An 18,805-nucleotide genomic window follows, 5' to 3' on the forward strand; every position below is an offset into this window, starting at 1 on the left:
GGAATTAATCTGTCCGCGAGATGCATTTACCCTCAATTCTGTTTATATGCATATAGATTTTGCATATCTTTGTTTCCTAATTCATCATGTAAATCAATAAAATGTCGATGAACAGAATCTATCTTGTCCTTATCAGCCTGTGTTGCGCTTTCTGTGCCCGGTCGCAGGTGGTTGGCGTGAAGACGAATGTGTTGTATGACGCGACGACGACTTTCAACTTAGGAGCAGAAGTCGCATTCAATAAACATTTTTCACTGGATATTTCGGGCAATTACAATCCCTGGACTTTCTCGGACGATAAATCCATTAAGCACTGGCTCGTGCAACCGGAGTTGCGCTACTGGCTGCACGAACGGTTTAACGGGCATTTCTTCGGCGTTCATGCCTTGTATGCCGATTATGATGTGGCGGGCAAGGCACTTCTGAATGTGATGAAGTCCGGTTATGCTTATGATGGCAATGCCTATGGGGGCGGCATTTCGTATGGCTACCAGTTGTATCTTTCGCCTCATTGGAATATCGAGTTTACAGCCGGAGTCGGATATGTCCGTTTCGAATATGACAAAACGCCTTTCCCGGCTAACCAAGAGGCGGCGGGCACTTATCGTAACAACTATTTCGGACCTACCAAGTTAGGGGTAAGTATCATGTATATCATTAAATAAGAGCCTTATGAGAACAATTCCATATCTCCTGTTTTTCCTTTTTACCGCCTTGTTCAGCCATGCTCAGGAACTTCTGTCCGATTATCAGGGAATGGTGCATGTACGAGAAAATAGTATCGAACAACAGGGGGATAACTTGATGTTGAACGTGCAAATCGACTTGTCCGGATTGTCCGTAGGCCGTCACCAGAGCTTGGCAATTGCACTGATGCTCCGCGAAGGGCGCGACTCGCTGATGCTTCAACCGATCGTTGTGAACGGAGCCAATAAGCAAAAGATGTACGAACGGACACTTGCCTTTAAAGGAAAAGCTGTTGCTGATGGCGGGGCTTATCTGGTTATGAAAAATCAACCGGCTTTACTCCGCGAGGTAACCTATCGGAAAGCAATCCCTTTCGAGTCCTGGATGAAGGGCGCGGAGCTTGTGCTGGTCGGTGAGCTTAAAAACTATGATGGCGTTACGCAAAAGGTTTATATAAATGTTTTGACGGATCATCTGTTAGAATAAACAGGAGACTTCACCTTTCGACGGGGAGGGATGTGCAAATGTAAGAAAATTTGAACCACAAATAATGATTTATCAGTGAGCTAACAGACAAAGCTGCGCCTTATGCCGCAGACTCTTTTTTGCCGTCTGCTTCAGCAGACGGTTTAAAAGGTCTGGAGGCTAAGCCTCTTCCCTTGTGGGCTTTAGCCCCTTTATGGATTATATTTAAAGGGGTTAAAACCCACATAGGAACCGGCAAAGCCGGAACAATCATCTGTCCGTCTGCTGAAGCAGACGGCAAAAGAGAGCCTACGGCACGCCATCCTATACACCGGTAAATCATCATTTCTGATTCAAATCTGCTAAAATATGAGTCTGATGGACGCAAATATAATTTTGACGCGGATTTCGCGAATAACGCGGATAAGAAATATGTATCAGGTGTTTAATCCGCGTTATCCGCGAAATCCGCGTCAAGAAATCCTGTTTATTTATTTTAATCTGCGTCTATCAGACTCAAACCTCGTATGTGAAGTTGTTCCTATAGATGCCTGTCGCTTCCCGAAAAGACAGGCATCGGTTGCCGGATAGATGCCTACCTTTTTCCTGCTGCCCTATAGGCTTTTCCCGGACAGGCTAAAGGCTGTATTTTTTAGCCTATAACCTATATTTTACGGGACAGGAACCAATCCGATCCCTTATATGACAAAAACAGAAAACAGGGTTCACTGCGGTAAAAGGCTAATGGCCAGCGATTTGTTGTGAAGGCTGTGAAGGCTGTGAAACCGGTTTACGATCATCCAATCCTATCGATCGATCCCGCCTTTTTTTATCCTGCATTCACAGGGTTCACAGCAACATGCTGATCTATAGAGTTTCCCGGACAGTGTGAACCCTAATTAAATAAAACAACCAGGGGGTATTTAGAGGATAATCTAAGAAGATTTGAACCACAAATAATGATTTGTATATGAGCTAACAGACAAAGCTGTGCCTTATGCCGCAGGCTCTCTTTTGCCGTCTGCTTCAGCAGACGGTTTAAAAGATTTAGAGGCAAAGCCTCTTCCTCTGTGGACTTCAGGCCCTTTTCATATTATTATATTTAAAGGGTTTAAAAACCCACAGAGGAACCGGCAAAGCCGGAATAATCATCTATCCGTCTGCTGAAGCAGACGGCAAAAGAGAGCCTACGGCACGCCATCCATATTATACACCGGTAAATCATCATTTCTGGTTCAAATCCGCCAAGGTTTGAAACTGTAAATGATTCAAAGCAGCCAAGAATCGATCTGTTTTTGTTTAAAAATAAACTGTTTCGTTGCTTGAGCCACCGTCTACCCAGGGGTTGATGCTGCCGGAGAGATGGATGTCTTTTGCTTGCAGGGTGAATTCGTAAGTTTGTTTCTTGCCGGGTTCGAATGCTTTGGAGGATTCGATGGTATAATCTTTCCCACTCATACGGACGATAAAGACGGGTTTGGTAACCGGGAAGAGCAAATAATCGGTAACGATTGTCTGTTGTGCCGGGACGACAGGAGTATTTAAATCCTTGATAAATGTGTAGGTCGCAGTGGAAACCGCCTGCGTCAGCTTGCCCGTTTGAATATCGAGTTGTAAAGTCGGGGAGTAATTGGCTAAAGAGATGCTTTCTAAAATCATATCTTCTTTGATGTCGTCGGCTTTCTGGAATTTGATGGTGATAGCCGAGAGGAGGTGGTTGAAGGAGAGGTTGACCGTCTCTTCGTTTGTAGCTTTACTCCGGTTCAATACGGGAGTGGACCACATGATATCTTCTTGTTTGCTTAGATCGAACGGAATGCTTCCGGGCGTATTGGTGGCTGATGATATATAAGGATAGTAGGCATAGAAGTTCAGTAGGGTGTCCGGATTGATCGGATAATGTCCGTCTACGGATGCTACTAATTCGTCGTTGCCGGCTTCTTTGGTATAGAGCGTGTTTGCCAGGTCTTTGCGGAGGGTGGTGTTTGCACTCCCTTCGTTTTTATGGTGTCCCCAAGAGAAGATCCCGATTTGGGAGTTGTCGGGAAGGGTGGTTTCGGTGATGATGGATTTGGTGGTAAGGGTTTGGATGCGGGTGGAAAAGTGGATGGCTTGCGATGGCGTCGTTTCCAACACTGGCACATCTGTTTCATTACAACCAGATAATATAAGAAATAATAACCAAAATGTGTATTTGATGATTTGCATGTGTTGTAATTGATTTGTAAGAGGGATGGGGTGATCAAAAATAACTTCTTCTCCCCACGCTTGACATAGGATTACATAGGAACAGACCTTATTTGGTTTCTGAGATCTTATGTGGCCTCACATCAAGTGCAGGGAGAAGTTTGCTTTTAAAGTGTCTTTATTTTAATTATTAAATTTCTCCAGTGCCATGATTACCTTGATCCTCCCATGTTGTAACACTTTGTGTAAAGCTTAGTCCTGTAGCTGTAACCTTTACATCAATAGTCGTAATTTTACCTTTTTCAAGTGTAACATCTTGTGGTGTGAAAGTATAGTTATCACCATCTATAGTAAATGTAACCTCCCCTATAACATTTTCTTCTGGAATAACCATGATTGCTTTACCTGCTGAGGTTTTGCTACTTTCATCTGAACCAATTGTGACTGCAGTTTCTGATGATGTTAGAGGGGTCATTGCTAATTCACCCGTAGCTGAAGTAAATGATCCATCTATTAGGCTCATCGTGCTTGTGCTTTTTGTATTTACAGATATTGCAGTTAAAGATGAAAGAGTTGCATTTGCATCCTTGTATATCGTAAATTTTACTTGAGCTAAAGCATGATTGAATACAAGATTATATGCATCTGATTGTGCTGTTTTTCCAGTTAAAGGGGTCGCATACATTAAATCGGTTTGTGCATCAGGAGTTGCTCCCAAAGTTATTCCAATAGTAGGGGCAGTACCCGCACTTGCAGCATTTACTGTTAGACCATTTCCTGCTTCTGCTAATGGTGCATAAGCATAGAAATCATACATTGTATTTGGAACTTTAGAATAATACACATTTTCTCCTTCAAATGTTATTCCACCTGCAGTTACATTTAGTTGCTTATTATCACATTTATTTGTTGCTGCCCAAGCACTACTCTCTGTATATTCAGTAGCCCAGAGACCTATTTTGCTACCTGTAGCTAATGCATTCTCTGTGAAAGGCGCTTTTGTATAGATTGCAATATTCTGCCCAAAAGAAATTGCAATAGGATCTTTCCCTTTGTCGATTTCATCAACCGGATCATTTTCACTTGAGCAGCTACTCATAGCTGCCATGCTTGCTATAGCAAGCATGCTTAATGCTAAACTTTTCATAATATTCCTTTTTTTAATTGTTATTTACCCTATAATTACTTATTATTTATTTGTTTATTCGATGATTAAGCTGTCTCCGGAGGCAACTTCCCAGCTATTGATTTTGACTGTGAAAGCGGAACCGGGGACGACGGTGGCATCTATGGCTACATCGATGTCGTGCCCTTCGGTTTCCTCGATGGATGTTCCTAAGTCGATCGTGGAAGAACTGTTGCTGCCATCGGATAAGGTAAAGTCTAATGTTACCTCATGAGTGGGAGTGTCCGGTTGTCCGGGGTCTACAGGTGGCTCTTCTCCTTTTTCTTTAGGTTTTCCCAGCATCAGAATGTTTGCCTGAACTCCTTCCTCCGAAGGAGTGGTTTCGAATGTCAGGTCTGTCAGTGTTTCTGTTGTGATCTCCTGTTTGCTCAGGTTGATCGAGGTCGACATTCCACTGATAGTCCCTTTACAGCTTACCATATTTTCAACTCCGTCTACCTTGATCCGTATGGAGAGGTTGCGGACTAATGGTTCGGGAGCAAATTCGACTAACTCGTTTTCTCCCCTTTTTATTTCCAACTCCTCTACGGCAATTCCATATAAAGGAATCTGGCCGGATTGAAGTTTATCAGCCGCTTTCGTTATCTGGATATACGCTTCTGCCGTTTCGAACTTGTTCGTATTTCTGAAAGCGATATCGGCTGCATCACAGTTGAACACCAAAAGTTTGTACCGGGCAGGCGGCAATGTGAAATTCATGCCGTTTGCATCGTCATCCATCTGGATGACCGAGCCGCCGTCGGTCGGATAAAAACAGTACCGCACTTGTTCCGGAACCGGATATCCTTTCAGTAGCTTTTCCCATTTGAAGGAATATTGCACATGGCCCTGCTGTTCCAGATCCGGTGTCTTTTCTTTGCTGCATTTTATTAGCGTGGTTATGATGCAACAAATACTAAAGACGATCCCTGTTTTTAAACAATTCTGAATATTCATTTTTACTAAATAAGTATTGATTACCAATACTCCCTTACTGTTATGGTGCAAATGTAGAGGAATTACAGACGGGCAAAATTGTTTTTTTTAATCAAAAAGTTGCAAAACCTACAATGTTTGTTGATTATTATGAATTTTCGTCTCTTTCGTTGCGGATTGCACGCGGAGACTTGCCGAAATTGGCCCGGCAGAAGTGGGAAAAGTTGGAAAGGGATTCGAAACCGTACTTGTAGCAGATTTCGGAAATACTCAGGTTGGTGGTGATCAGGTCGTTTTGTATGTCCTCGGATTTCTTCTTGAGCATCCACTGGTAGGCGGGTTCCCCGAATGTATCTTTGAAAAGCCGGCGGAAGGTGGGAGTGCTGTATCCTCCTAATTGCGCAAAAGAGTCTACGTCTTTTACTTTCAGGTAATTCTGCACGACGAAATAGCGGAATGTTTTGCTATACCTATATATAGGTGCATAAAAACCGGCAATCTCTTTAAGCGTATAATAGCAGTTGAGCAGAAAATACAACTCCGTCTGTTTGGCTTTGAGTAATTCGAAGCAGCGAAGGTCATTGTTGAGGTACATCTTCAGTCCGTTGATGAAAAGGCGCAGTGGAAAACACATGTCCATGACGATGGGAAGCAAAGGAGACTCTTTCGCCAGTTCCAGCCCTTTGTTGAAGCGGTCGGTACAAATGATCTGCGGGGTTTCGAACAGGTAGAGGATGCATTCTGCCGGTTCAAGTATGCGGAACTCCACGCGTGAGCCGATCGGCTGCATGATGAACTGTCCGTCGTGGAATATCGTGCCGGGATGTTCCTCACTGTCGACCTGCACCTTGCCGCTTACCAGGAAATAGATCGTATTCTGCGAACACCGTTCCTTCGGGATCTTCATCCCCTTCGGGTAGGAACGGTATTTGAACAGTTGCTTCTGATAATGTGAGCAAGAAGAACAGTCTGTATATTTCTGACAGATAAAATCAGACATCCGTGGCTGTGTTTAGAGTTTAACCTTTTTGCTTTTACCTTGATTTTCATTATGGAAACGGTCTACGGCGGTGACTACATAACGGTATTTGCGCTTCCCGTCGTCGTAGGGCAGCAGGTAGTTCGTCTCGCGTGTGATCGCTACGATCTTCGAAGGGTCGTCCAGATTGACCGGTTCCTTATTTTCGAAGCGGTAAATGACGAAATAGCTTGCCAATTCGGGATTGGTCTTGCTTTGTTCCGCCTGCCAGTGCAACATATAACCTTGGGCTGTCCATTCGGTTTTCAGCTTCTTGACCTCTTTCGGAGCCCGGTTGTGCAGATGGGTATAGGCCGGGATCAATGCCGGATAGCGGTGGTAGTTCCGTTTCAGGCTGTCGGCCACACCTTTGTTGTTCCAGAGTATTTCGTTTGCAGGCCAGAAACAATTTCCGCTGATATGGGAAAGTGCGCGTTCGTAGCGCATCTTGCGGGTCAGTTCTCCGGCTTTCATGGTGCGGGCCACGTCCTGGCCGATATACAGGTGTCCGCCATTGGCGTTTTTGTTCCACCATTTGACCAGTGTGATATAGTCGGCTGCCGGATGTCCGATTTCCCAATATATCTGTGGGATGTTATAGTCTATCCAACCCTCTTTTACCCAGCGTGTCACGTCTGCATACAGGTCGTCGTAGTTTTGCAATCCGTTGGTGTTGCTGCCTGAACCGTCGGGCGTGCTTTTCTTGTTGCGGTAGATGCCGAACGGACTGATGCCGAAACGGACCCACGGTTTGGATAAGAGGATGGTGCGCTTGATCTCACGAATCAACGTGTTCACATTCTCCCTTCGCCAGTCTGCACGCTGTGATGCTTTATATCCTTTGTTCAAGCCGTATTTTTGGAAACTTTTGTCGTCCGGGAAAGGCATGCCCGCAACCGGATAGGGGTAGAAATAGTCGTCCATGTGGATCGCGTCTACATCGTAACGGCTTACGATATCCCGTACCACGCGGCAGATGAACTGCCGGCTTTCCGGTAATCCTGGGTCAAACAGGATTTGCTTGTTGTAGGTCACGAACCATTCCGGATGCTTGTTATATATATGTGAATCGGCAAAACGGGTATTCCCGGCTGTGCTTGCCCGGTAAGGATTCAGCCAGGCGTGGAATTCCATATTCCGTTTGTGGCATTCTTCGATCAGGAAAGCCATCACGTCGAAGTCCCCCGCCGGGGCGAGTCCCTGCCTGCCGGTGTAGAAACGGCTCCAAGGCTCGATGTCCGATTTATAGAAAGCGTCGGCTTCCGGGCGTACCTGGAAGATGATCGCGTTGATCCCGCATTTTTGCAGATAGTCGAGCTTGCGGATGAAGTCTTTCCGCATTTGTGCGGGTGTCATATCCTTATATTCTCCCTGGAAAGCCGTCTGTATCCAAGCCCCGCGAAATTCCCGTTTCGCCTCTTTCCCAGTCGGTTGCTGCGGTATTTGTCGTGTCGTCTTACATGACGTTACTGCACCAAGCAGCAAGATCAGTAGCAGACGGAGGTATTTTGCCATCATGAAGTCTGTGAGTTTGAGATTCTTTTGTTTGTTGTCCTATATACTTTGTACAATCCGACACAAAGATAATAAAAGTTTAAAAGTCTCTATCTCTTTTTGTGTTAGAAACAATGGTTTGGGGAATAATACTTGATAGAAACTTGTTTGAAAAAGCATTTTTGAAAAGATATAAATCAATATGGAAAACAGAAGTGAAAGATAATCTTGCTACTTTTACCGCTGGAATCTTAAAAGAACAGACCATGAGAAAACCTCTGCTTAAAACATTGCTTTGCCTTTCGCTATTGGCTCCTTTTACGGGGAGTGCCCAGGATATAAACGTGCTTGAATCCGGCTTTGTGAATCCGGCTGAAAAGGTACAAACTTCCGTCTATTGGTATTGGATCTCCGGGAATATCTCGGAAGAAGGCGTGAAGAAGGATCTGTATTCGATGAAAGAAGCCGGGATCAACCGGGCTTTTATCGGGAATATCGGGTTGGAAGGGATTCATACGCCTTATAAGACCGTGCCGTTTGGCAGTGGGGAATGGTGGAAGATACTGCACACAGCCCTTAAGACAGCAACGGAGTTGGGAATAGAGATCGGTATCTTTAATTCTCCCGGATGGAGCCAGTCGGGCGGGCCGTGGGTGAAACCGGAACAGGCGATGCGTTATCTGGCGTCGGTAAAGGCGGAAGTCAGCGGAGGCAAACAGGTCGAGGTGATTTTGGCGAAGCCGGATAAGGACTTTCAGGATGTAAAGGTGATCGCTTTTCCCTCTGTCGAAAAGAATGTGACCCGGTTGTCGGCTGCAAATACCAAAGTGACATCTGCTATGTCTTTGCAAAATCTGAACCGCTTGATTGATGGGGATAAGGAGACAGTAATGCTTTTTACGGAAAAGAGCGAAAAGCCGGTGGCGATCGATTTCAAGGCGGACGAACCGTTTACTTTACGCAGTTTGCAAATCTTCCCCGCCCGTCAGCCGATTCAAACCAATGCACGCTTATTGGTGAAAGAGAACGGGGACTACAGGATGCTGTCCGAGTTTAAGATCGACCGTTTCAATGCGAATTTGAATGTCGGCTTTGATCCGTATGCTCCGGTCGTTATCTCCGTCCCGGCAACGACGGCAAGTGAGTTCCGGCTGGAACTGGCAAACACGGCTTCCGGTACGGGATTGGGAGAGGTGGAATTCTCTTCCCTTCCTGCTGTGGAACGTTATCCCGAAAAGACATTAGCCAAGATGTTTCAGACTCCGCTTCCTTATTGGCATGAATACCAATGGCCGGTACAACCGGAAACGGGTGATCCCTCTATGGTGATCGATCCGGGGGAAGTATTGGATATTTCTGCTTTCTTGCAAGGAGACCGCCTTGTCTGGAATGCTCCGGCGGTAGAATGGACGATCCTGCGTACCGGTATGCTCCCGACAGGCGTGACAAACAGCCCGGCCGATCCCGAAGCGACCGGGCTGGAGATAGATAAGATGAGCCGCAAGCATGTGGAGGCGCACTTCGAGGCTTTCATGGGCGAAATATACCGTCGTATTCCGGCAGAAGACCGTGCCTGCTGGAAAGTAGTCGTGCAAGACAGCTACGAGACAGGCGGACAGAACTTTACCGACGATTTCTTGTCGGAATTCCAGACGCGTTACGGCTATGATCCGTTACCGTTCCTTCCCGTCTATGAAGGATATGTGGTCAAGAGCGAGGATCAGTCCGACCGTTTCCTTTGGGATCTGCGCCGTCTGATTGCGGATAAGGTTGCATACGACTATGTCGGTGGCTTACGGGATGTTTGTCATAAATACGGCTTGACGACCTGGTTGGAAAACTACGGACATTGGGGGTTCCCCGGTGAGTTCCTGCAATACGGCGGACAGTCGGACGAGATAGGAGGCGAGTTCTGGAGCTTTGGCGATTTGGGGAATATCGAGAACCGTGCCGCCTCTTCCTGCGGACATATTTATGGAAAGCGGAAGATTTCGGCCGAATCTTTCACCAGTGGCGGGACGCCTTTCAGTTGCTATCCTGCCATGATGAAACAGCGTGGCGACCGTTTCTTTACGGAAGGAATCAATAATACGTTGTTGCATGTCTATATCTCGCAACCTTCGGAAGAACGGGAGCCGGGGATGAACGCTTGGTTCAGCAGCGAGTTCAACCGGTTGAACACCTGGTATCCGCAGATGGATTTGTTTACATCCTATCTGAAACGTGTCAACTACATGTTGCAACAAGGTTTGAATATTGCCGATGTCGCTTATTTCATCGGCGAAGATGCCCCCAAGATGACCGGTATCGTAGAACCGGAACTGCCGAAAGGCTACCAGTTCGACTATATCAATGCCGAGGTGATCGAACGCGACCTCTTTGTCAAAGACGGTTTGTTGACGTTGCCTCACGGCACGCAATACCGGATACTGGTACTCCCGAAGCTCGAAACCATGCGCCCCGAACTGCTTGCCAAGATCGGGAAACTGATCGAAGACGGGGCAGTTGTCTTAGGGCCTGCTCCGAAACGTTCGCCGAGTGGCGAATCTTTCCCGACGGCCGACAGGCAGGTTAAGAGGTTGGCAGACGAATTATGGTCCGGCCTGGACGGGCGGAACGTGAAGGCTGTCAAAAGGGGGAAAGGCGAATTGTTGTTTGGCATGACAATGGAAGAGGCCTTGAAGCATATCGGTTGCGTACCGGACTGCGGATTGCCGGCGGATGCTCCGGTTCTCTACGGACACCGTTCTGCCGGGGATGCCGAGATCTATTTTGTCTCCAACCAGGAAGACGAGACGATCGAGATCAGTCCGGAATTTCGTGTCCGTTCAAGGCAACCGGAGTTGTGGGATGCGACAACCGGTCGTATTCGTACGCTCCTGGCTTATGAAGAGACAGCTGCGGGGACAGTCGTTCCTTTGAAGTTGTATCCTTATGAAAGTGCTTTTGTCGTGTTCCGCCGACCAGCCGTAAAGGTTGCGGGAACGGGATTGCAACTGAACTACCCGGTTCCGCAGACGCTTGTTCGCCTGGATGCCCCCTGGAAAGTATCCTTTGAGAAAAAGAGAAGAGGCCCGGCAAGCCAGACCTTTGCCTGCTTGGAAGATATCAGCAAGAACGAGAACCCCGATATCCGCTATTACTCCGGTACGATTTGGTATGAAACGGAATTTGAGTTGAAAAAGAAACCGGAGGGTGAATTGTATCTGAATCTGAACGATGTCGGTGTAATGGCAAAAGTGAAGATCAACGGCCGGTATGCCGGGGGTGTCTGGACGCCTCCCTACCGGGTAAATGTCACGGATTGGGTTCGGAAAGGGAAGAATAAAGTCGAAATAGAGGTCGTTACCACTTGGATGAACCGTTTGATCGGCGATAGCAGTTTGCCGGAGTCCGAACGGAAAACCTGGACACCCTGCAATAGCTGGAAACCTACCGATACGTTGCAGAAATCCGGCCTGATCGGTCCCGTTTGTATAGAAAGTGTGAATTGATTGTTTCCGAATGTGAATGTCAGTCGTTTACTTGGCAAAACGGCAATCCTTTTTTACCTTTGCGTTGTTTATATTGGGCACGGGTCACATGTATGTGTGATCCGTGCCTATATGTCAGGCTGATAAATCATCATTATGTCCGAAAACAATTCTATATTCATCAAGGGAGCTCGAATCAATAACCTGAAAAATATCGATGTCGAGATTCCCAGAGATAAACTGGTCGTTATAACCGGCCTTTCCGGTAGTGGAAAATCATCATTGGCATTTGATACGTTGTATGCGGAAGGGCAGCGCCGCTATGTGGAGAGCCTTTCAGCCTATGCCCGCCAGTTCCTGGGGCGTATGAGTAAGCCGGAGTGCGACTATATCAAAGGTATTCCCCCTGCCATCGCCATCGAACAAAAGGTGAACACCCGCAACCCGCGCTCGACGGTGGGAACCTCTACGGAGATATACGAATACCTTCGGCTTCTGTATGCCCGTATCGGGAAAACCATCTCTCCTGTGTCCGGGACGGAAGTGAAGAAGCACCAGGTAAGCGATATCGTGAAAGAGGTCTTAGGCTATCCTGCCGGAACGCGCTTTGCCGTATATGCTCCTGTCGTCCTGCCGGATGGGCGTGGCATAAAAGAGCAATTGGAAATCTTGCAAAAAGAAGGGTACACCCGTTTGTCCATTGACGAGACTGTTTACCGTATCGGTGAAGTATTAGCGGATGACGCATTGCTTTCCTCCCCGGTGATCGAACTGTTGATAGACCGCCTGGTCGTATCGGATGACAAGACATTGAAAAGCCGTCTTGCCGACTCTGCCGAAACGGCTTTCTTCGAAGGGCACGATACCTGTATCATCCGGATCTACACACCCGAAGGGACGGTTGTAAAAGAATATTCCAAGAAATTCGAAGCCGATGGCATGGTGTTCGAGGAGCCGACCGATATGATGTTCAGCTTCAACAACCCGTTAGGCGCCTGCCCGACTTGCGAAGGTTTCGGGAAGGTGCTCGGTATCGATGAAAATCTGGTCGTGCCGGATAAAAGCCTGTCCGTTTTCCAGGGTGCGGTAGTCTGCTGGAAAGGCGAGGTGATGGGAGAGTGGCTGAAAGAGTTTATCGTGAAGAGCGAGAAATACGACTTCCCGATCCACCGTCCCTATTACGACCTGACGCAAAAGGAGAAGGACTTGCTTTGGCATGGCGCCCGCGGACTGCACGGCATCGACGACTTTTTTAAGTTTGTGGAAGAGAACCTTTATAAGATACAGTACCGTGTGATGTTGGCACGCTATCGCGGGAAGACCGTTTGCCCGACCTGCAAAGGTTCCCGTCTGCGTCCCGAAGCCCTGTATGTAAAGGTGGGAGGGAAAGATATCGCGGAACTGGTCACCCTTCCGATCACGGAAGCAAAAGCCTTTTTCGATCACCTTCGGCTCGACGAGAACGAGGCCTCTATCGCCAAACGTTTGCTGACGGAGATTACCAACCGCCTGCAATTCCTGTTGGATGTGGGGTTGGGTTACCTGACGCTCGACCGTCTGTCTGCCTCCCTTTCCGGGGGGGAAAGCCAGCGTATCAATTTGGCGACCTCTTTGGGGAGTAGCCTGGTCGGGTCCCTTTATATATTGGACGAACCGAGTATCGGGCTTCATTCGCGCGATACCGATTTGCTGATCAAGGTTCTCCGGCAATTGCAGGCATTAGGCAATACGGTTGTCGTGGTGGAACATGACGAAGAGATTATCCGTGCGGCCGATTACATTATCGATATCGGTCCGAAAGCCGGTCGCCTGGGCGGAGAAGTGGTCTATCAGGGTGATGTGGACGATTTGAAAACCAGTAGCAACAGTTATACCGTCCGGTATTTGACAGGAGAAGACCAGATAGAAGTACCCCTTTATCGCCGTCCCTGGAATAATTATATCGAGGTGAAAGGCGCCCGCAAAAACAACCTGAAAGGTATCGATGTGAAGTTTCCCCTGAACGTGATGACAGTCGTAACAGGTGTCAGCGGTTCGGGTAAAAGCTCGCTTGTGCGTGATATTTTCTACGAAGGGGTCAAGCATTATTTAGACGAGGCCGCCCGTCTGATGGTAGACTGTTCCGGCTTGGAAGGCGATATGCACATGATCAAAAGCATCGAGTTTGTCGACCAGAATTCCATCGGCAAGAGTTCCCGTTCCAACCCCGTGACCTATATCGGAGCTTACGACGAAATCCGTAAGCTTTACGGCGAACAGCCCCTTGCCAAGCAGATGGGCTATTCGGCAGCCTATTTCTCCTTTAATAAGGAAGGCGGACGATGTGAAGAATGTAAAGGAGAAGGAAAGATCACGGTCGAGATGCAGTTCATGGCCGATATCACCCTCGAATGCGAAACCTGCCACGGCAAGCGTTTCAAACAGGATGTGCTCGATGTCGAATATCACGGCGCGAGCATCTACGATATGCTGGAAATGACCGTGAACCAGGCGATCGAGTTCTTCGAACAGTATCCGGGGTCACAGGAAAAGAAGATTGTCAAAAAATTGAAACCTCTTCAGGATGTCGGGCTGGGTTACATCAAGCTCGGCCAGACTTCGTCTACTTTGTCCGGTGGTGAAAACCAGCGTGTGAAACTTGCTTACTATCTTGGCCAGGAGAAGCAGGAACCGACGCTTTTTGTCTTTGACGAGCCGACGACCGGTCTGCATTTCCATGACATCAAGACTTTGTTGAAAGCCTTCAACGCCCTGATCGAGAAAGGACATACGGTCGTTATCATCGAGCATAACATGGATGTGATCAAATGTGCCGACCATCTGATCGATCTCGGCCCCGAAGGAGGGAATGCCGGAGGAAACCTGGTCTGTACCGGAACGCCGGAAGAGGTGGCGATGTGCGAGGCGTCCTATACGGGAAAGTATTTGAAGGATAAACTCAGATAAAAAAGAGGAGTGTCAAAACTGCCTTGTTCCCGTGCTTGACGCGGGATCGCATAAAAGCTGGCCGTATAAATATCTGATTGATAGGGCCTGTCCTTTTGCGGCCCCGCGCCCCGCGCGGGGACAAGTACATTTTGACACCTCCCTAAATTATGTCTAATTAGTAAGCAGGATTTTGTTTTTATTTTTTGCTCTTTTCCTGCTCTGCAACCTGATGAACGCGGTCGGCAACATATTCTACTTTGTCCAGCCCTGCGTCTTTCAGGTTCATCGCTTCTTCTTTTGCTTTTGAAGCGAGGTTGTGGAGGTTTGCGTGGAGGCAACGGAATTTACCGTCATCTTCCATCTTGCGGAGTACATAACCTGTGACAACTCCGACTACCATACCGATTAATAAATCTTTCATACCATTACGTTTTTAAATGATTACTACTTTAGTTTTGTTTCCTCAAAACAAGAGGTAAATCCGTATTGTTCCGGTTTTTAAAGTATTTATAAGTATTTGCGGAATTGTTTAGGTAAAAATATACGGCAACCCGTTTCTTTCCGCTGAAAGAGGATTGCCGTATAAAAGTTAGGAATAAGGCCCTGGAAAGACAAAGGTAGAGGGGAGATGTTACAAAACTGTTACAGCGGGTGTACAGTCTTGTTAAAATGTTTTGCTAAAATAAAGGACTGCTATTGCAGGGTCATTGAAATACTGTATTTTTGTGGGTATAACAATCAAACGAATCAAGACAATATGGCTCAGTACAAACGTATCCTGTTGAAATTAAGCGGCGAATCGCTTATGGGAGGTAAACAATATGGTATAGACGAAGTTCGTCTGAACGAATATGCGGCACAGATCAAGGAGATTGCCGAAATGGGTGTCCAGATCGGAATCGTGATCGGTGGCGGTAACATTTTCCGCGGCCTGAGCGGGGCTTCCAAAGGCTTCGACCGTGTGAAAGGCGACCAGATGGGGATGCTGGCAACGGTTATCAACAGTCTGGCCTTGAGTTCCGCCCTTGTGGCTCAGGGTGTGAAAGCCAAAGTGCTTACCGCTATCCGTATGGAGCCGATCGGCGAGTTTTATAATAAATGGCGGGCGATCGAATTGCTTGAACAGGGCAATGTCGTGATCATGTCGGGCGGTACTGGCAATCCGTTCTTTACGACTGACACGGGTTCTTCCCTGCGCGGTATCGAGATCGAAGCGGATGTGATGCTGAAGGGAACCCGCGTGGACGGTATCTATACTGCCGATCCGGAAAAAGACCCGACGGCCACCAAGTTCTCGGATATCACCTATGATGAAATCTATACGCGCGGCCTTAAGGTCATGGACCTGACGGCAACCACGATGTGTAAGGAAAACAATCTCCCGATCATTGTCTTTGACATGGACACCAACGGCAACCTGAAAAAGGTGATGAGCGGTGAAAACATCGGAACACTGGTACATAATTAAGAGAAATAATGAGCTAATTGGATATATGCCAATATGCCAATGGGGAAAATGTAACCCATAAATCATTGTTTACGGTTCGCATCTGTCAACATATGAAAAACATCTATTACATATTCCTTTTGTGTTTTCTTCTGGCCGCTTGTAGGGATGGTGGGAGGGAAAAGGAATATGTGATAGGCATTTCGCAATGTATGACCGATGATGACTGGCGGCAGGCAATGATCCGCGAGGTAGGGATCGAGGCATCCAACTACGATGACCTGAAAGTTATCATCAAAGACGCCGAAAGCGACAACGACCGCCAGATCGAGCAGATACGCGAACTGATCGACCGGAAAGTCGATGTCCTGGTCATCTCCCCGCTTGAATCGGAACCTTTGACTGCCATTGCCGAAGAAGCTGACCGTGCCGGCATTCCGACAATCATCACCGACCGTAAAGTCAATACCGACCGCTATACTACCTTTGTCGGTGCCAACAACTACGAGTTAGGCGTGACTGCCGGAAAATATGCAATCCGCTATCTGCCTCCTGGAGCTACGATCCTCGAAATCTGGGGCGCAACAGGCTCGTCTCCTGCCCAGGAACGGCATAATGGTTTCCGGGATGCATTGGCAGACCGCAAGGACTTGACTTTTATCCCGGTAGAAGGAGACTGGAAACAGGACGTCGTTGCCCGGCGTCTCCGGGAAAAGGCGTTCTCACAACCGATTGATTTTGTCTTTGCCCATAACGATGTGATGGCGATCGCCGCCCGCGAATATTTCCTTTCAATAGATTCCGCCAAAGGAAAACAGCTCCCGGTTATCGGGATGGATGCCGTAGCCGAAGCCGGCCTGCAAGCCATAGCCGACGGGCGTATCGATGCCTCATTTCTCTATCCGACCGGAGGCGAGCAGGTTATACGGACCGCCATGCAACTGATCGACGGCAAACCTGTCGATAAATATATTCCGTTGCATAGCGGTATTGTCGGAAAAGAAGCGGCCCAAAGCCTTCTCCTGCAAACCGAACGCCTTTTGAATTATCAACAGCGTATCGAGACACAGCGCACCCGCATGGACGAACTGCTGAACCGCTTCCTCTTTCTGAAAGACTCCCTGCTGGTCATCACCCTGTTGATGATCGGCTTTATCTCCCTGTCGGTCTATGTTTTCCATATCAACCGGAAAATTCGTGTCGCCAATCGGGAACTGCGTGCGATAAACAAAAAGGAGGAAGAACAGCGGCGCAAACTGATCTCCCTGAATGCCGAGATAGAAGAGGTTACCGCCTCCAAACTCCAGTTCTTTACGAACATTTCCCACGAGGTGCGTACCCCGCTCACGTTGATTCTCGGCCCGTTGGACAAGCTGATGCATTTACTCCACGACTCCCCTTATCTATCCGATCTGGAACTGGTTCACAAGAATGCCGGACGCCTGCTCCGTGTGATCAACCAGATACTCGATTTCCGCAAGGTGGAAAATAAGCAGGAGAAACTGAAGATACGCGAGACGGAGATCGTTGCCTTTGCCGGAGAGGTGAAATCCTATTTCAACAGCATGGCGAAAGTGCGGAACATCGACTACAGCTTTACGGCGGATGTGAAAGAATGTGCCCTCTGGATCGATCCGGATATGATCGAAAAAGTGCTGGTCAACCTGCTATCCAACGCTTTCAAGTTTACGCCGGAGGAAGGACGCATAGCCGTGAAACTGTCTGTTTCGGACGAATGGGTGGCGATTGCCGTGGAAGATAACGGCTCCGGAATCCGCCCCGAAAACCTCCCGTATCTCTTCAACCGCTTCTATTCGGAAAACAGCCGTACGGGAACCGGCATCGGGCTGCATTTGGTCAGCGAGTATGTCAAGATGCATAACGGCAAGATCGATGTGGAGAGCAAGCCCGGCGTACGGACAGCCTTTACATTCAGCCTCCACCGGGACAAGACACAGCTGAAAGGCGAATATATCACCGAAATCCCGGTTTCACCGCTGACCTACGATGCTTCGCGTCTGGATGATTCCGAACAGAAAGAATTGCTTTCGAAATCCTATCCTTATACGATATTGATCGTCGAAGATGATGACGAAGTCCGCACTTTCCTCGAAAAGGAACTCTCGGCAAACTTCCGGGTACTGACCGCTGTAAACGGCAAGGTCGCTTTGAACCTGCTCGGATCGGAAGATATCTCCCTTGTGCTGAGCGACGTCATGATGCCGGAGATGAACGGCTTCGAACTCTGCAAAGCCGTCAAGACGAACTTGGCGACCAGCCATATCCCGCTTATCCTGCTGACGGCACTGACCGACGAACGTCAACGTATGTACGGCATATCCGGCGGGGCGGACGGATATATACAGAAACCTTTCCGGGTGGACTTTGTCAAACTCCGTGTGATCCGCATCTTGGAGGAACGGAAAAAACTTCGCGAAGCCCTGCTGCAAAAACTGCAAAACAGCAACCTGTTGATGGCTGAACCGGAAAAGGTGGAGAACATGGACGATCTTTTCCTCCGGAAGTTCCTGACTCGGATCGAGCAGGTTTATACCGATCCCGAATATAATATCGAGAAGTTGAGTGACACGCTCGGCCTGTCGCGCGGACATCTTCACAGGAAGATCAAGGACCTGACAGGCACGAGCCCGGTCGACTTCCTCCGCAATTTCCGGTTGAAGAAGGCTGCCGCCCTGCTGAAACAGAAACAATATAACATCAGCGAGATCGCTTACCAGACCGGATTCTCTTCTTCCGCCTATTTCGCCAAATGCTTCAAAGCGGTCTATAACCTCACCCCTACCGAATATCAGCAGGAGGATAAACCTGTTTAAAGGATATCACCTGAAAGCCTTTATGACAAATGTCACATTTGTGTGACGGATTTGACAGGCCTTGAAACTTTTTGGCTCTATGCGACATTTGTCATATCCCCTGTTCTGTTTGTTATCGTCCGTCCGGTTGTGGCAGCCTACTTTTGCCTCCGTCAAATAGACAACCACGGA

12 protein-coding genes are annotated in these 18,805 nt (G+C 47.9%); 6 read left to right on the forward strand and 6 right to left on the reverse strand.

What is annotated here, in order from left to right; genetic code table 11:
- The first annotated feature begins 107 nt into the window (after window positions 1-107).
- Together H8S65_RS03005 and H8S65_RS03010 are read left to right on the forward strand one after the other, a co-directional pair.
- The gene (locus H8S65_RS03005; RefSeq protein WP_186928482.1) at window positions 108-665 is read left to right on the forward strand and encodes a DUF3575 domain-containing protein; all 558 of its coding nucleotides are present in this window, start codon (window positions 108-110) and stop codon (window positions 663-665) included.
- A 7-nt stretch (window positions 666-672) separates the two neighbouring features.
- Window positions 673-1,173, forward strand: a complete 501-nt coding sequence (locus tag H8S65_RS03010) for a DUF3868 domain-containing protein (RefSeq protein ID WP_186928483.1) — start codon at window positions 673-675, stop codon at window positions 1,171-1,173.
- Between the two features lie 1,278 nt (window positions 1,174-2,451).
- Here the strand turns inward: H8S65_RS03010 and H8S65_RS03015 are convergent.
- The 5 genes from H8S65_RS03015 to H8S65_RS03035 all read right to left on the reverse strand — a co-directional run bounded on the left by H8S65_RS03015 (window position 2,452) and on the right by H8S65_RS03035 (window position 7,976).
- Window positions 2,452-3,288 carry a fimbrillin family protein gene (locus H8S65_RS03015; RefSeq protein ID WP_293731249.1) on the reverse strand — a complete coding sequence of 279 codons (837 nt, stop codon included), beginning with the start codon at window positions 3,286-3,288 and terminating at the stop codon, window positions 2,452-2,454.
- A gap of 241 nt (window positions 3,289-3,529) precedes the next feature.
- Window positions 3,530-4,486, reverse strand: coding sequence for a fimbrillin family protein (locus H8S65_RS03020; protein WP_186928485.1), 957 nt, complete (start codon window positions 4,484-4,486; stop codon window positions 3,530-3,532).
- A gap of 54 nt (window positions 4,487-4,540) precedes the next feature.
- On the reverse strand, window positions 4,541-5,461 hold the full coding sequence (locus H8S65_RS03025; RefSeq protein ID WP_186928486.1) for a DUF5119 domain-containing protein: 921 nt from the start codon (window positions 5,459-5,461) through the stop codon (window positions 4,541-4,543).
- Between the two features lie 127 nt (window positions 5,462-5,588).
- Window positions 5,589-6,440 (reverse strand): helix-turn-helix domain-containing protein, encoded by an 852-nt coding sequence (locus tag H8S65_RS03030; RefSeq protein ID WP_186928487.1) that lies wholly within the window; start codon window positions 6,438-6,440, stop codon window positions 5,589-5,591.
- A 12-nt stretch (window positions 6,441-6,452) separates the two neighbouring features.
- Window positions 6,453-7,976 carry a glycoside hydrolase family 10-like protein gene (locus H8S65_RS03035; protein ID WP_186928488.1) on the reverse strand — a complete coding sequence of 508 codons (1,524 nt, stop codon included), beginning with the start codon at window positions 7,974-7,976 and terminating at the stop codon, window positions 6,453-6,455.
- Window positions 7,977-8,218: 242 nt separating this feature from the next.
- Here H8S65_RS03035 and H8S65_RS03040 point away from each other — a divergent pair, with 242 nt between their 5' ends.
- Both H8S65_RS03040 and uvrA read left to right on the forward strand, forming a co-directional pair.
- Window positions 8,219-11,446: a glycosyl hydrolase gene (locus H8S65_RS03040; RefSeq protein WP_186928489.1), complete on the forward strand. Its 3,228-nt coding sequence runs from the start codon at window positions 8,219-8,221 to the stop codon at window positions 11,444-11,446.
- 135 nt (window positions 11,447-11,581) lie between these two features.
- Window positions 11,582-14,371 carry an excinuclease ABC subunit UvrA gene (gene uvrA / locus H8S65_RS03045; RefSeq protein ID WP_186928490.1) on the forward strand — a complete coding sequence of 930 codons (2,790 nt, stop codon included), beginning with the start codon at window positions 11,582-11,584 and terminating at the stop codon, window positions 14,369-14,371.
- A 178-nt stretch (window positions 14,372-14,549) separates the two neighbouring features.
- On the opposite strand, the gene H8S65_RS03050 is transcribed toward uvrA, so the two are convergent.
- Entirely contained in the window at window positions 14,550-14,774 is a 225-nt protein-coding gene (locus H8S65_RS03050; protein WP_186928491.1) for a hypothetical protein, read from the reverse strand.
- A 336-nt stretch (window positions 14,775-15,110) separates the two neighbouring features.
- Here H8S65_RS03050 and pyrH point away from each other — a divergent pair, with 336 nt between their 5' ends.
- Both pyrH and H8S65_RS03060 read left to right on the forward strand, forming a co-directional pair.
- Window positions 15,111-15,821 carry a UMP kinase gene (gene pyrH, locus H8S65_RS03055; protein ID WP_005867363.1) on the forward strand — a complete coding sequence of 237 codons (711 nt, stop codon included), beginning with the start codon at window positions 15,111-15,113 and terminating at the stop codon, window positions 15,819-15,821.
- A gap of 92 nt (window positions 15,822-15,913) precedes the next feature.
- Window positions 15,914-18,634 carry a substrate-binding domain-containing protein gene (locus H8S65_RS03060; protein WP_186928492.1) on the forward strand — a complete coding sequence of 907 codons (2,721 nt, stop codon included), beginning with the start codon at window positions 15,914-15,916 and terminating at the stop codon, window positions 18,632-18,634.
- Window positions 18,635-18,805 lie beyond the last annotated feature (171 nt).

The organism is Parabacteroides hominis, assembly GCF_014287585.1.
Classification (GTDB): domain Bacteria; phylum Bacteroidota; class Bacteroidia; order Bacteroidales; family Tannerellaceae; genus Parabacteroides; species Parabacteroides hominis.